At 62.0% G+C, this 13,712-nt stretch carries 14 protein-coding genes; 10 read left to right on the top strand and 4 right to left on the bottom strand.

The genetic code is table 11. The annotated features are described in order from the left end of the window. Positions 1-40: 40 nt before the first annotated feature. The 9 genes from rpmH to BQ7477_RS09850 all read left to right on the top strand — a co-directional run bounded on the left by rpmH (position 41) and on the right by BQ7477_RS09850 (position 6,960). Positions 41-181, top strand: a complete 141-nt coding sequence (gene rpmH / locus BQ7477_RS09890) for a 50S ribosomal protein L34 (RefSeq protein ID WP_003791379.1) — start codon at positions 41-43, stop codon at positions 179-181. A 9-nt stretch (positions 182-190) separates the two neighbouring features. Next, the gene (gene rnpA / locus BQ7477_RS09885; RefSeq protein ID WP_073983750.1) at positions 191-544 is read left to right on the top strand and encodes a ribonuclease P protein component; all 354 of its coding nucleotides are present in this window, start codon (positions 191-193) and stop codon (positions 542-544) included. Then, positions 520-885: a membrane protein insertion efficiency factor YidD gene (gene yidD, locus BQ7477_RS09880; RefSeq protein ID WP_200783516.1), complete on the top strand. Its 366-nt coding sequence runs from the start codon at positions 520-522 to the stop codon at positions 883-885. The genes rnpA and yidD overlap by 25 nt, the downstream gene beginning before the upstream one ends. Before the next feature lie 72 nt (positions 886-957). Then, positions 958-2,295: a membrane protein insertase YidC gene (yidC, locus tag BQ7477_RS09875; RefSeq protein ID WP_073983749.1), complete on the top strand. Its 1,338-nt coding sequence runs from the start codon at positions 958-960 to the stop codon at positions 2,293-2,295. A gap of 83 nt (positions 2,296-2,378) precedes the next feature. Further along, positions 2,379-2,882, top strand: coding sequence for a Jag family protein (locus BQ7477_RS09870; RefSeq protein ID WP_073983748.1), 504 nt, complete (start codon positions 2,379-2,381; stop codon positions 2,880-2,882). Continuing rightward, complete coding sequence (gene rsmG, locus BQ7477_RS09865) at positions 2,875-3,558, top strand: 16S rRNA (guanine(527)-N(7))-methyltransferase RsmG (RefSeq protein WP_073983747.1); 684 nt, start codon at positions 2,875-2,877, stop codon at positions 3,556-3,558. Before BQ7477_RS09870 ends, rsmG begins: the two co-directional genes overlap by 8 nt. A 314-nt stretch (positions 3,559-3,872) precedes the next feature. Further along, a complete protein-coding gene (locus BQ7477_RS09860; protein WP_073983746.1) occupies positions 3,873-4,751 on the top strand; it encodes a ParA family protein in 879 nt (292 codons plus the stop codon). A 174-nt stretch (positions 4,752-4,925) separates the two neighbouring features. After that, the gene (locus BQ7477_RS09855; protein ID WP_073983745.1) at positions 4,926-6,185 is read left to right on the top strand and encodes a ParB/RepB/Spo0J family partition protein; all 1,260 of its coding nucleotides are present in this window, start codon (positions 4,926-4,928) and stop codon (positions 6,183-6,185) included. Positions 6,186-6,330: 145 nt separating this feature from the next. Further along, the gene (locus BQ7477_RS09850) at positions 6,331-6,960 is read left to right on the top strand and encodes an HAD family hydrolase (protein WP_073983744.1); all 630 of its coding nucleotides are present in this window, start codon (positions 6,331-6,333) and stop codon (positions 6,958-6,960) included. A gap of 527 nt (positions 6,961-7,487) precedes the next feature. Here the strand turns inward: BQ7477_RS09850 and BQ7477_RS09845 are convergent. The 4 genes from BQ7477_RS09845 to BQ7477_RS12700 form a co-directional block, all read right to left on the bottom strand. Continuing rightward, positions 7,488-8,519 (bottom strand): D-alanine--D-alanine ligase family protein, encoded by a 1,032-nt coding sequence (locus tag BQ7477_RS09845; RefSeq protein WP_073983743.1) that lies wholly within the window; start codon positions 8,517-8,519, stop codon positions 7,488-7,490. 22 nt (positions 8,520-8,541) lie between these two features. Beyond that, a complete protein-coding gene (locus tag BQ7477_RS09840) occupies positions 8,542-9,870 on the bottom strand; it encodes an aminotransferase-like domain-containing protein (RefSeq protein ID WP_073983742.1) in 1,329 nt (442 codons plus the stop codon). A gap of 112 nt (positions 9,871-9,982) precedes the next feature. Continuing rightward, complete coding sequence (locus BQ7477_RS13145; RefSeq protein WP_073983741.1) at positions 9,983-11,269, bottom strand: ATP-binding protein; 1,287 nt, start codon at positions 11,267-11,269, stop codon at positions 9,983-9,985. Between the two features lie 210 nt (positions 11,270-11,479). Continuing rightward, on the bottom strand, positions 11,480-11,608 hold the full coding sequence (locus BQ7477_RS12700) for a hypothetical protein (RefSeq protein WP_268753723.1): 129 nt from the start codon (positions 11,606-11,608) through the stop codon (positions 11,480-11,482). Positions 11,609-12,350: 742 nt separating this feature from the next. Here BQ7477_RS12700 and BQ7477_RS09825 point away from each other — a divergent pair. After that, a complete protein-coding gene (locus BQ7477_RS09825) occupies positions 12,351-13,622 on the top strand; it encodes a metal ABC transporter solute-binding protein, Zn/Mn family (protein ID WP_073983740.1) in 1,272 nt (423 codons plus the stop codon). The last annotated feature ends 90 nt before the right edge of the window (positions 13,623-13,712 follow it).

Raw genomic sequence — 13,712 nt, 5'->3', positions numbered from 1 at the left:
AAAACGAGTGGGAAACCACTCCCCGCCGAGGAGAATTGCCGTGACCACCAAGCGGACCTTCCAGCCCAACAACCGTCGTCGCTCCAAGACGCACGGCTTCCGTCTGCGCATGTCTACCCGCGCCGGCCGCGCCATTCTGGCAGCCCGCCGTCGCAAGGGCCGCGCCAAGCTGTCCGCCTGAGACACACCGGTGCTGCCACGCGCGCACCGCATGGTTGACCCAGCGGACTTCACCGCCGCGATCCGTCACGGAGCGCGCGCAGGAGATCCGCTGGTCGTCGTCCACGTCCGAGCCGACGAGGAACGCAACAGCCGCCTCGTCGGTTTCGTCGTACCCAAGCGGGAAATCAAGCGCGCCAACGGACGCAACCGCGTCAAGCGGCAGCTGCGACACCTCATGCGCGAGAGAATCGCGGATCTGCCATCCGGAACCAGGATCGTCATCCGAGCCTCACGCAAGGCGCTCGACATCCCCTCCAAAGAACTAGCAGACCACCTTGATCGCGTCATGGAACGAGCATGGCGAAAATGGGACGCACGTTGAACATCGCGAGTCGCGTGCTACGTGCACTCCTATCCGCCCCCATCGTCGCATACCAGCGCTACATCTCCCCGGCGCTGGGTCCCAGGTGCCGCTACGCGCCCAGCTGCTCCACCTACGCACTCCAAGCCATCAGCATCCACGGCCCCATCAAGGGACTAATCCTCGCGGCCTGGCGGCTCCTGCGATGCAACCCCTGGAGCCACGGGGGAGTGGACCACGTGCCCGAGCGTGGGCGCTGGAAACCCGACCCCTGGATCCCACCCGAGGATTGGGCTGGACACGACAACTGGGAACGCCCCGCCCCCATGGGACTGGACCCGGAACACGACTTGACCGAGTAACCGGCCACGGCCTCGGGAATATAAGGAACAACGAAACAGCGGCGCACCCGCGCCACGGCGAAAGCGAAAACTATGTTCGACGCAATCCTCCACCCCTTCGCGTGGGCGATCTCCTACGTGTGGGTCTGGATCCACGACCTCCTCGTGCTGCTCGGAATGTCCTCCGGCTCCGGCATGGCGTGGGTCCTGTCCATCGTGCTGCTCACCATCCTGGTGCGCATCGCCATCATCCCGCTGTTCCTCAAGCAGATCCGCTCCTCGCGCGCCATGCAGGCCATCCAGCCCGAAATGCGCAAGATCCAGGAGAAGTACAAGGGCAAGAAGGACCAGGTCAGCCGTCAGAAGATGATGGAAGAGACCCAGGCCCTCCAACGCAAGCACAAGGTTTCGCCCTTCGCCTCCTGCCTGCCGATGCTCGTGCAGATGCCCGTCCTCTTCGGCATGTATCGCGCCATCATCGCAGTCTCCTCCATCTCCGTCGGCACCTACATCTACCGCGGCGAGCCCACCGACCACCTCGGCCCCCTGACCGCCTCCGTATCCGAAGAAATCGTCAACTCCACCGTCTTCGGCGTCCGCCTCTCACACACGCTGCGCGATTCTTTCGACCAGCCCGGCGTTGTCACCGTCTTCGTTGCCGCGATCGTCCTCATGGTCGCCCTGCAGTTCTTCTCCATGCGCCTGTCCTTCTCGCGCAACATGCCCGACATGGGCGACAACCCAATGGCCCAGTCGCAGCGCTCCATGATGTACGTGATGCCGCTGATGTTCATCTTCTCCGGCGCGTTCTTCCAGATGGGCGTCGTCATCTACACCGTGACCGCGTCCTTCTGGGCTCTCGGCCAGTCCCTCTGGACCATCAAGGTCATGCCCACCCCCGGCTCACCGGCCTACGCCGAGCTGCTGTCCTCGCGCGAGTCCGCCTACCAGGAATGGGCCAAACCCTTCTTCCAGAACTACGACCGTGAGCGCGCTGCCCTGGGTACCCCCGGCACCGATCCTCGCGTCAGCGAACTCAACGAACGTACCCTCGCCGAGGTTCGCGCTAAGGCCAAGAAGCAGCGCGTCGCCTCCGACTTCCCCGCCTCCATGACCCCCGGCGAAATCATCACCGTCTACCGCAACCTCGCCAGCCAGAAGTGGACCACCCTGCCCGACGAGCAGTGGATGCGAAGCCTAACTCACGCCGTCGAACAGCGCGTCGCAAAACAGGAAGCATCCGCCCAGCGCTCCGAGCTGCAAAAGAAGCAGCGCGAACGCCGCGCAAACGAGCGTCAAGCCACCAAGGCCTCGTCCCAGAAAACAAACGGCAACCAGGACGGCGCAAACGGCGCGCTGAGCGCCGAGGAGATTGAGCGCCGCCGCGTTGAACGCCGCAAGGCCCGCCGCCGCTCCAGTAAAAAGCGCTGACGGCGACAGATTCCCGGTCCAGTGACCCAAGCGGGTACCCTGGACCCCAACAAGACCCCAATCCCCACCACGGAGGACACGTCATGAGTGACGACAACGCAGGCAAGCTCACACGCCTCGAAGAAGAAGGCGAGCTCGCCGCCGACTACCTGGAAGAACTGCTCGACATTGCCGATCTCGACGGCGACATCGAGATCGACGTCGAGAACGGTCGCGCCTCGGTCGAAATCGTCGCCGACGACGCCGAGGCCCTGGACCGCCTCGTCGGCGAGGACGGCGAAGTCCTGGACGCCCTCCAGGAGCTCACCCGCCTGGCCGTTCAGACCGAGACCGGCGAGCGCTCGCGCCTCATGCTTGACATCGCCGGCTTCCGCGCCGAACGAAAGGAAGAACTGCAAGACATCACTCGCGAGGCCATCGCCCGCGTGCGCGCCTCCGGGCAGCCCGTCAAGCTCGATGCCATGAACCCCTTCGAGCGCAAGGTGTGTCACGACGTAGTCGCCGTCGAAGGTCTGACCTCCGAGTCGGAGGGAACCGAGCCACACCGCTGCGTCGTTATCCTTCCCGAGGAATCCGACGGTGAGTGAGAGCCCGAACGGGAAGGGGAGGGGTCGCCAGGTTGGCGACCCCTTCGTCCCAGAAGAACCAACTCAGGCGGTCCGCGACTTTTTCGGTCCCGCTTTTTCCGATGTCGCTGAATACGCGCGCATGCTTGAGGATGAGGGCGAATTGCGCGGTCTACTCGGCCCCCGCGACATGGAACGCATTTGGTCGCGTCACATCGTCAATTCCGCAGCCGTCCTCGACTTCATGCCTCGTCGTGAAGGGCGAGAGGTCCTCGACGTCGGTTCTGGCTCGGGATTGCCTGGCATCGTAATCGCTGCATGCCGTCCCGACCTGCACGTACACCTGGCCGAGCCCATGGCGCGACGCGTCGAGTGGCTCGAGGACGTCGTCGATAACCTGGGCCTGGATAACGTGACCATTCACCAGGCACGCGCCGAGGAACTCCGTGGTAAAGGCAAAGCCGACGCAGTCACCGCTCGGGCTGTGGCTAACATGAGCAAGCTTGTACGAATGACCTCTAAGCTCATCGCACCAGGCGGATCACTCGTTGCTCTGAAAGGTCGTCGCGCGCCTATTGAAGTTGAGGAAGCATCGGCGGAGCTTCGGCGCCATCACCTGCGCGCCGAGATTCACGAAGTGCCCTCCATCATGGAGGACGAGTCGACCTACGTCGTGGTCTGTACGCGCGTACGGTAGAGTCAACGCTCTTTAGTAAGGGGTACCACACTTAAGTGTGGTACCCCTTTTATCATGCGCGGAGGGAAGTATTTCATGAAATCTCTAGAAGGTGATGTGAACACATTCGTTGTGTTTTCCTGGAGGCATCGTGTCATTCCGTCACTATTCTCGGTCGCCGTATTGGCCAGGAGAATCGATTCTGCAGAACGACTCAACGGTCGTTCATCGTCAAACGGTGCCAATCATGTGTCTATTCATGCATCACGGACTTTCGATGCCAGAAGTGTTCCCGGTGCCCCGTAGACTAGAGGCAGTAGCTAGGAAGGTGTCACGTGGATACAAACAACACCCCTCTGTCCACTCAGATCGAACGGAACTTGCGCGACTTGGCCATGCTTGAGCGCGCTAACTTTCCCAAGCCCGCTTTTACGCGCATCATCGCCGTCGCGAACCAGAAGGGCGGTGTCGGAAAGACAACGTCGACGGTGAACATCGCAGTCGGCTTGGCCCTCGGGGGTCTATCTGTCCTTGTCATCGATGCCGATGCGCAGGGCAATGCGTCGAGCGCATTAGGAGTCGAGCATCCTGTCGGAACACCCTCAACGTACGACGTTATCATCGGGGGAGCCGACCTTGGCGATGTCGTGCAGTCCTGCCCCGACATTGACGGAGTTCTCGTGTGTCCCGCGACAATTGACCTGTCGGGTGCTGAGATCGAACTCGTTGCGGTCCCACGTCGCGAATATCGTCTCCGTGATGCTCTGCGCGTGTACGTTGAGACTCACGACAACATTGATATTGTCCTTATCGATTGCCCACCGTCCCTCGGCCTGGTTACCCTCAACGTCATGGTGGCCGCTGACGAGGTTATGATTCCGATCCAGGCCGAGTACTACGCGCTTGAAGGCCTTAGTCAGCTATGGAACACAGTTGAACGTATCGGGGTGGACTTGAATCCCGGCCTGCGTGTATCCGGTATGTTGTTGACGATGGCGGACAAACGGACTCGACTGTCTGAGGAAGTCGAGGGTGAGGTCCGTTCGCATTTCCCTGAACAGACCTTTACCACGGTGATTCCCCGATCGGTGCGTATTTCTGAAGCACCGAGCTACGCTCAAACAGTCATCACATATGATCCTCGTAATGTCGGTGCGATCGCCTATCGTAAGGCGGCCCTCGAACTGTGCCAACGGCTGTCCGCGGGAGAGTGAGGTGATTGTTTCACGTGAAACAATCAACTGAACAGTCGGCTTACGCGGGTTAGAACGTTGACTTTAGAACATGTGATCATTTGTGCAATATAGTGATGAAACACGCTCAACAGCTGGGCACATGACATTGTTTCACGTGAAACAATGAACGCACGCAATCGAAGGAGTTATGCAATGGCGGATGTAACACCGAAGTCTGAGGGCCGCAAAGGCGCTCGCAAGCACTCTGGCCTTGGCCGTGGACTTGGAGCTCTTATCCCTCAGGCAGGTGAACAGACGCCCCAGGCGACGCCCACCGTTCCTTCGCGCCCGCTCGACGTTTTCTTTCCTGAAGGCCCCGCAGCACGCGGTCGTGGAGGTTCCGCGAAGGATCTTCTTCAACCGAAACGGGTCACGGCCTCGTCAAAACACAAGCGACCCGCAATGCCCGCACTGGGTCCCTCCAGCGCGCGGACTCAGGCGGCGTCCAGCTCGCTCGGAACCGGGTTTGGAGGGGCAACTGTCGGCAATACAGCTGCCGATGCATCGGTGAACCCCGCCTCCTCGTCTAATGTTTCACGTGAAACATCGAGTGATCACGAGCTGCTTCCGGTGCCGGGTGCTTCTTTCGCTGAGATTCCTATCGACCAGATCGTCCCTAACACGAAGCAACCGCGCGAGGTCTTCGACGAGGATGATCTTAAAGAACTGTCGGCCTCCATCAAGGAAGTCGGCGTTCTCCAGCCCGTCGTCGTTCGCAGTATCCCCGCGACGGGGCGTTCCGAGAAGCTCCAGGAGTTCCTCCAGGAGAAGCCCGACGCGCGCTACGAGCTGATCATGGGCGAGCGCCGCCTGCGCGCCTCCGAACTTGCAGGCGAGACAACGATCCCGGCAATCGTTCGTGAGACCGACGACGGAGACCTGCTCCGAGACGCCCTCCTGGAAAACCTCCACCGCGCCCAGCTCAACCCGCTGGAGGAGGCGAGCGCATATCAACAGCTCATGGCGGATTTCGGTGCGACTCAGGAAGAACTCGCCAAGAGAATCGCCCGCTCGCGCCCGCAGATCGCCAACACCCTGCGCCTGCTGAAGCTTCCCCCCTCCGTTCAAAAGAAGGTAGCTGCACAGGTCATTACAGCGGGCCATGCCCGCGCATTACTGTCACTTTCGACAGCCCAAGAAATGGAACGCCTCGCAGAGCGCATCGTCGCGGAAGGACTTTCCGTGCGTACCACCGAGGAGCTTGTCCGGCTGGGAAAAGCAAAGGCCACGCCTCGTCCGCGTACCCGTCAGCAGCGAACCCTGTCGCCACTGGGTGAGAGCGTCGTCACCGCATTGTCTGACGCATATGACACACGTGTATCTATCACGGAGGGCCGGAAGAAGGGTCGAATCGTCATCGAATTTGCAGGGGAGGATGATCTCCAGCGCATCGCAGATCTTATTCTTCACTGAGTTAACTTCGTGCGTGTTTCCGCAGATCACGTGGAGTATGTTTCCAATCATACACTTTCCGCGCTCATCTGTGGCTGAAATTACGTTTAAACTACTCTAAAGGGTCCGGTGTAGGCCCCATGCAGTACCAGAAGGAGCGAAAGGCATGAACGCCCAAGGCAGTTCGCGCACCGTGCTTTTCGATGTCGGTGGCGTCCTCGTGGATTCCCACCCGGACCCCGCCGCGATCGCCCGTATGTTCGGTGACGAATCGCGGGGTCTGACCACTCTCGTTGACCAGGCGATGTGGACGCATCGCGCCGACTACGATGCTGGCCTACCTGATCGAGTATTTTGGGATCGTATCGCAGGAGACTGTGGTCAGCCAGAGCCTTCACGCGAACTCCTGAAGGAACTCGTCGCACTCGATTCATCGCGCATGGCGAATGCGAATGAACATACGCTTACTCTCGTGCGCCTCCTACGCCACCAGGGCGTGCGTGTCGGCATTCTCTCCAACGCCCCGTACCCCATCGCGAAGGCCATCCGTCGCTCCAAGTGGGGCAGCCTCTTCGACTTTTTTGCATTCTCCTGCGACTACGGCATCTGTAAGCCCGCGCGCGGAATCTACCGTGATGTCTTGCAACGCCTGGGCGTCCCCGTTACGGATGTTGCGTTCATCGATGACCGTCGTGACAACGTTCGTGCCGCCGAACTGTTGGGTGTCAAAGGCATCCTATGGACGGGAGCCGACGAGGCCGAAGCCCGTTTGAGGGACTTCGGTTTCCTCTTCTGAAGACCCCTCCCCCGAGAGGGGCCCTCTCTTCGAGTGCGACGGAGCTTAATCTTTACTATTTTCTTACTTCTTCGAGCCGGAGCATGACAGCATGCCCGCACGCCTTCCGCCCTACGCGAGCCTGCGGCTCGTAATGATCGATCTCGAAGCCCGCCCGTGCCCTCCGGGCCCTACGGCACCCGCCACGCAGACCGCCCGTGATGTTGGTGCCCGGCCGCCGTGCGCTTGTCGGCCGCAGCTCGAGGTTGTGGTGTGGTGCCTGTGTTTCGTGTGCCTTCGGGCCCGGCCGCCCGCGAGATCGCCACACGCGAGCCTGCGGCTCGGAGTGGTCGATCTCGAAGCCCGCCCGTGCCCTCCGGGCCCTACGGCACCCGCCACGCTGGCTGTCCATGGTGTTGGTGCCCGGCCAGGCCCTACCGCACCGAAACCCCGGTGTTCGGCCTTAGCCGACGCGATACCATGCAAACGACGGGCCCGGGAGGACGAGAGTCCTCCCGGGCCCGGTGCGTCACGCAGGGGAGCGTTCGCTACTCGCCCTCGACAGGCGCGTCCGCGGGGGTATCGGCGGCGCCACCAACGCCAGTCACGCCACCAGCATCGCACCCGCCGACCACGCGGCCACCAGCCACAAAATCAACGATGTCCGCGCACAGCCGCGCAAACGACGAATCCTCCAGCGCATCCGCAGCCTGGGGCAGCAGCGACGTGTCCGTCATGCCGGGAGCCACGTTCGCATCAATGAACCAGCACGTGCCCTCGTCGTCAACCACGAAATCCATGCGCGACAGATCACGCAGGCCAAGAGTCGTGTGTGCCTCGACGGCCGCCGCCTGCAGATCCGCCAGCGTCTCCGAAGAGAGACGAGCAGGCACAAAATACACGGCCTCGTCCGTCGTGTAACGCGCATCGTAATCGTAACGACCATCGTCCGTCGCAACCTCAACCGGAGGCAGCGCCACAGGCCCACCCTCCAAATCCACGACCGACACGGCCACGTCACGACCCTCAATGCGCTGCTCGACCATCAGACGCTGCCCATACGCGAACGCATCAACCATCGAGCGACGCAGCTCCTTCGCGTTATGCGCCGTCGAAATACCCAACGCCGAACCCCCATCCGTCGGCTTAATGACAACCGGGAACGACACGGAACCCTCCAACGCCGACAGCACATTCGACGCGCCCAACTGGCGGAAAATCGCCTGCGGCAGCGTCACCCAGCCCGGCGTCGCCAACCCCGCGGAACCCAGCAGCGCCTTCGCCGTCGGCTTGTTTGACGCGAGCATCGCCTGCACCGCCGACGACCCCACGAAAGGCACGCCCACGGACTCCAGGAACGACTGCAACGACCCATCCTCGCCGATCGAACCATGCACGAGGGGCCACACGACGTCAGGGGAAAAGGACTCGATCGCACCCGCCAGGGACGCATCCACATCCGAAATGACGACGTCGTAGCCCGCCTGCGTCAGGATGTTCGCGACGCGACGACCCGAACGAACCGACACATCACGCTCGTGCGTCAGGCCGCCAGAGATAATGAGAACTTTCGTAGCCATAATGTGTTACTCCTAGGGAACCTTAACGGGCGGACTCAGCCCCGGCCTCGTCGATCGAAGCGGTGCCGAACATGTCGACCATTTCCTTCTCAGCGTTCACGACCGTCGACAGGCGACGCACGCCCTCGCGAATCTCCTCGGGGGTCGGGTAGCAGAAGGACAGGCGCATGTGATTCGACCCCTGGCCGTCGTAGAAGAACGCCGTCCCCGACACGTAGGCGACCTGGGCGCGCACCGCGCGCGGCAGCATCGACTTCGCGTTGAGGCCCTCGGGGAGCGTCACCCACGTGTAGAATCCACCGTCCGGCACCGTCCACGAGCACGACGGCATGTACTCCTCGAGCGCCGTCAGCATCGCGCGAGCACGCTCCGCGTACATTGAACGGAAGGACTTCACCTGCCCGTACCAGTCGTAGCTGCCCAGGTAGTCGGCGATCGCCATCTGGCCCACCATCGACGGGCACAAGATCGCGGACTCGAGCGCCAGCACCAGCTTCGCGCGGATCGCGTGCGGCGCGTACGCCCAACCGATACGGAAGCCGGGCGCAAACATCTTCGAGAAGGAACCCAGGTAGACGACGCCCTCAGGGCTGTACGAGGCGATGGCCGGCAGGGGGTCATTATGGAAGCCGAGCAGGCCGTAGGGGTTGTCCTCGACGATCAGGACGTGCTCGCGCAGGCAGATCTCCGCGATGATGGGTCGGCGCTCCGCGGAGAGCGTCACGCCCGCGGGGTTGTGGTAGTTCGGGATGATGTAGATGAACTTGATGGTGCGGCCCGAGGCGCGCACGTCGCGGATCGTCTCGACCAGGGCCTCGGGAATGATGCCGTGCTCGTCCATGGGGACGTGCACGACGTCCGCCTGGCGCGCGCGGAACACGCCCAGGGCGCCCACGTAGGAGGGGGCCTCGGCGAGGATCACGTCGCCCGGATTCACGAAGAGCTCGGTGACGAGGTCGAGGGCCTGCTGGCTGCCCGTCGTGACGACCACGTCGTCGGGGTCGGCGCCGATGATGCCGTCGTAAGTCATGACTTCGGTGATCCGCTCGCGCAGGACCTCCCAGCCCTGGCCGCTGCCGTACTGCATGGCCTGCGCGCCGTGGTTGCGCACGAGTTTCTCCGCGGACGCGGCGAGCTTGTCGAGGGGCAGGTCCTTGAGATTCGGCATGCCGCCGGCGAGGGAGACGACCTCGGGGCGCGAGACCACGGAGAAGAGCGCGCGGATTTCCGATTCGCGCAGATTGTGGGCGCGTTCCGCGTAGGCGTCGAACCAGGGGTCGAGGCGGTTTCCTTGCGCGGGCGTGAGCCCGGACGAGGCCGGGGTCGCGCCGTTGGTCGAAGGCTGAGTCAAGGCATGCCATCCTTTGCATGAAGTCACGTTCAACGTATAGGTCAAGTGTGCCACTTTCTGCGGCTTGTGGGGTAACGAGGCTGGTGGTTGGGCAGATGTTTCACGTGAAACATTAGGGCTCGATACATGCATAGGGAAGGACGAGCAGACCGTCGTCGCGCTGGTAGGTGAACTCCCCGTGGCCCACGATGAAACCAAGGAAAGAAGGTTCGGAGGTCCTGGCCATAGGGTTACCGGTCATGAGTGCGTGAAACCTGTGAAGGCGTTCCACGGCACGATCAGTAATTCCCATCGATGATAGTTTGACCTCGAACGCACCCCAGCGCCCGTCAGCGAGTTCGATGATGAAGTCGACCTCGAGACCTTTGTCATCACGGTAGTAGGCGATGGAGTTTCCGACACCAGGAAGCGTGTCGGTGAACGTGAGGAGATCACGGCAGACGAGAGTCTCAAACAATCCGCCGAGAGTCTGAGTATCGCGTAGCAACTTGCTGGGGGATAGGCCGAGCATGGCTGCAGGTAGGGAGGGATCGACGAAGTAGCGCTTGGGCTTGATGCGAACACGTTTCTTTCCGCGAGCTGCGGGTTCCCATCCGGGCACATCTTCGAGTAGGTACATCGTGCGGAGGTCGTCGAGGTAGGCCCTAATCGTGTGACGCGATTTCTCTTCACCTTCGCTGCCCATATCCTTTGACAGTGTGCTCATTGTCGGAGCTTGCGCAAGATTCATGCTGAGAGCGCGTAAGAGCGACCGTGTTGTGTCTGGAGATCGGCGCAGCTGAGGCATGTTTACCTCAATAAGGTTGCGCAGGTACTGTGCCGGAGTTTCCAACGCATCTTCGTCATCGAGATCAAGAATCGACGGCCATCCTCCTCGGCAACACCAACGCGCAACCCTTTCGATAGAGCTTTCGCATCGTTGCGAAGTGATCCCCTTGCCGTCAAAAAGACCGCGCAGGCTTACGCCTCCTGGAGTCGCTCCGGCCTCGTATGAGGTCATTGGCCGCATGTGAACGCGAGCAATACGCCCTGCGCCGCTGTGCCTGATTGTCTCAATACCGTGTGGTGCGGAGGACCCTGTGAGGATGAACTGTCCTCGTTCACCCGCGGACGAATCGATACGAGAACGAACCATATCCCAGATCTGAGGCACCTCCTGCCACTCGTCAATGAGGTGTGGGCGCTCGCCAGAGAGTACGAGATCGGGGGAGGACTGGGCGGCTAGAAGCGTTGATGGGTCAGTGAGCAAGTCAGCACTGCCAGCATGCGCAAGTGAGGTCCAGGTCTTTCCGCACCATTTGGGCCCGGCTATTTCAACAGCGCCGAAGGATCGCAGCAGTTGGTCGATACGCCGGTCGATTGCTCGAGGGCGGTAGTTCTCCGGACGTACAGCCTGCATCTGAACCTCCTATGATCAGCGAATATGTAGAGCATTATACATTTTCCACCAATCTTGGTATACATTTTCCACCCAAAAGACTAGGCATTTTCCACCCATGTAACTGTCGCGACCACCGGCACCGCGGCCAGGCCGCGACGGCATGCAAAAAGTCCGCAGCCCATGTGGGTCTGCGGACTTGCGTGGAACTCCGGCGGAGCCGGAAGTAGCTCAGTGGCGGTCGGCCTTCACGATGTGCTTGGTGTCGGCGAGCTCGTTGAGCTGGTCGATGTGGGCCTGGGCAACCATGACGTCGATGGTGGAGAACATAGCGGACTCCTCGTGGGATCGTGTATTCAATCGTGTGTTCCTGCTTGGTGAGGCAGGGGATCGCCCGGCGGGTCTCGCGCGAGGAGCGTGCCAACGCGGGTGGCGTCGGCGCGACCCTGCGTGTCAAACAAGAAAAGCGCCGGACGAGCTTGGCAGCTGTGTCAGGCGCTTAATGGTTATAGCTTATCCCTGCAAAAACGCTTAATCAACCGTTCGGACAGTTAGATAGCTCGCATCGAAAACCAAGCAATTGCAAAGCAAAGTGGCCTGCAGGCGGTTATCACATGTGTGCGCAGGCCGTCAAAATTCGCCCGTTGTGTCGGCTATGTTCGTCTACAGATCGCGAAATTTCAGTAAATCTGATGATGGTTCGTGCGTGTTCGTCTATCGGGTGTGCGTGTCGGCCTGCATGAGTTGGGGTTGCTCGGCGGTGGGCATTGGGGAAGCAGAAGCGTTGGCATTGGAATCTGCGTGGTACCCGGCGAAGCTCTGGGATCGATCCCTTCAGCCGTTCATCATTAATTTCGCACGTAATTCGGTAGTCAGACAAATTCGCAATGTCGCGAAAACCGCGGAATTTCAACGATGTGACTTCAAAGTTTGAAAGAGTGGAGGGGGAATTACGTGCGAAATTGGAGTGGGGGACAGGTATTCCCCGAGGTTTCTTGCTTCGTTGGAGCTATTGCCTGCGGGTCGCGGAACGTTGCGCGGCGTGCGCCACGCTATTAGAATGATAACGATTCTCATTCATGTGCCCCTAGAGGACCCCTCCATGAACCCCACGACACACCGGAACCCGGGCCGCGCAGCCCGGGCTTTCGCCGCAATGGCCCTCGCGGCCACCTCCTTCCTCGCGCCCGGAGCGGCACACGCCGACGAGGCCACCGCAGGAACCGAGGCCACCAACACGGCCACCAACATGACCGCCGAGGCCTCGACCTCCGACGCCGCCGACGCCACAGCAGACGCCGCGACTTCAGGTAGCGACACAACACGCGCAGAAACAACAGGCACCGCCGACGCGGCCACGACCTCGTCCGAGGAGGGCGCGAGCACCTGCGCCGTCATGCGCACCGCCCCCGCCGGTACGACTGCCACCCTGGACCGCGGGCACGCCGACATCTTCGACCTGACCTCCGACGCGTCCGGTGCCCTCACCCTGCGCATCAAGGAGGACGCCACGGGCTCCGGCGTCATGCGCGAGCCCGAGCAGACCCTGCTCGCCGTCAACAAGTCCACCCTCACCCAGATCCCAGCCGCCGTCAGCCAGGCGACCGGTGCTCCCGCCGCCGCCTACCTGCTCGGCCAGACCGGCGACAACCAGGCGAGCGTCCTGTGGCCCGGATGGGACACCCTCGGCATCGCGGCGGGCGGATACGACGCCGCGCGCTTCCACGTGACCTACACGGGCCCGGCCGANCCCGGCGAGGCCTCGTTCCGCTTCATCGGCGAGCCCGGCGCGAACGTGTACATGCTGCCGCAGGCCGTCCTCGGCAAGCACGTCCACGGCGACATCGACCCCCACCTGTGGCACGACGTCCACAACGCCCAAGCGTACGTGCGCGTCATCCGCGACTCGCTGATCTCCGTTGACCCCGACGGCGAGGCCACCTACCGGGCCAACGCGGCCGCCTACCTGACGCGCCTCGACGAGCTCGACGCCACCGTGGCCTCGACCATCGCGTCCATCCCCGAGGAGCGCCGCAAGCTCGTCACCACGAACGACGCGTATGCGTACCTGGCGAATGCCTACGGGCTCACCGTCGCCGGATTCGTCGCACCCAACCCCAGCGTCGAACCCTCCATCGCCGACCGGATCAAACTCCAGGCCACCCTGTCCGACTCCTCGATCCCCGCGGTGTTCCTCGAACCCAACCTGGCGCGCACCCGCTCCACCCTGCGCACCGCCGCCACCGACGCGGGCGTGGACATCTGCCCCCTGTACGGCGACACCCTCGACGACCAAGCACCCACTTACATCGACATGATGGAACACAACGCCCGCTCACTGGCACGCTGCCTGGGCGGCAAGGAGATGCCATGAAACCCTTCTATTCTCGCCTGATTGCCGGCCGCCGGCTCTACGCCCCTGGGACGGCGGCCCGCCCGCGAGACTTGGCGACCGAGCTGCGCT

Source organism: Actinomyces bouchesdurhonensis (genome assembly GCF_900128465.1).
Taxonomy (GTDB): Bacteria; Actinomycetota; Actinomycetes; order Actinomycetales; family Actinomycetaceae; genus Pauljensenia; species Pauljensenia bouchesdurhonensis.
Note: the sequence above shows the minus strand (reverse complement) of the source record. Positions and strands in the feature narration are given on the sequence as shown.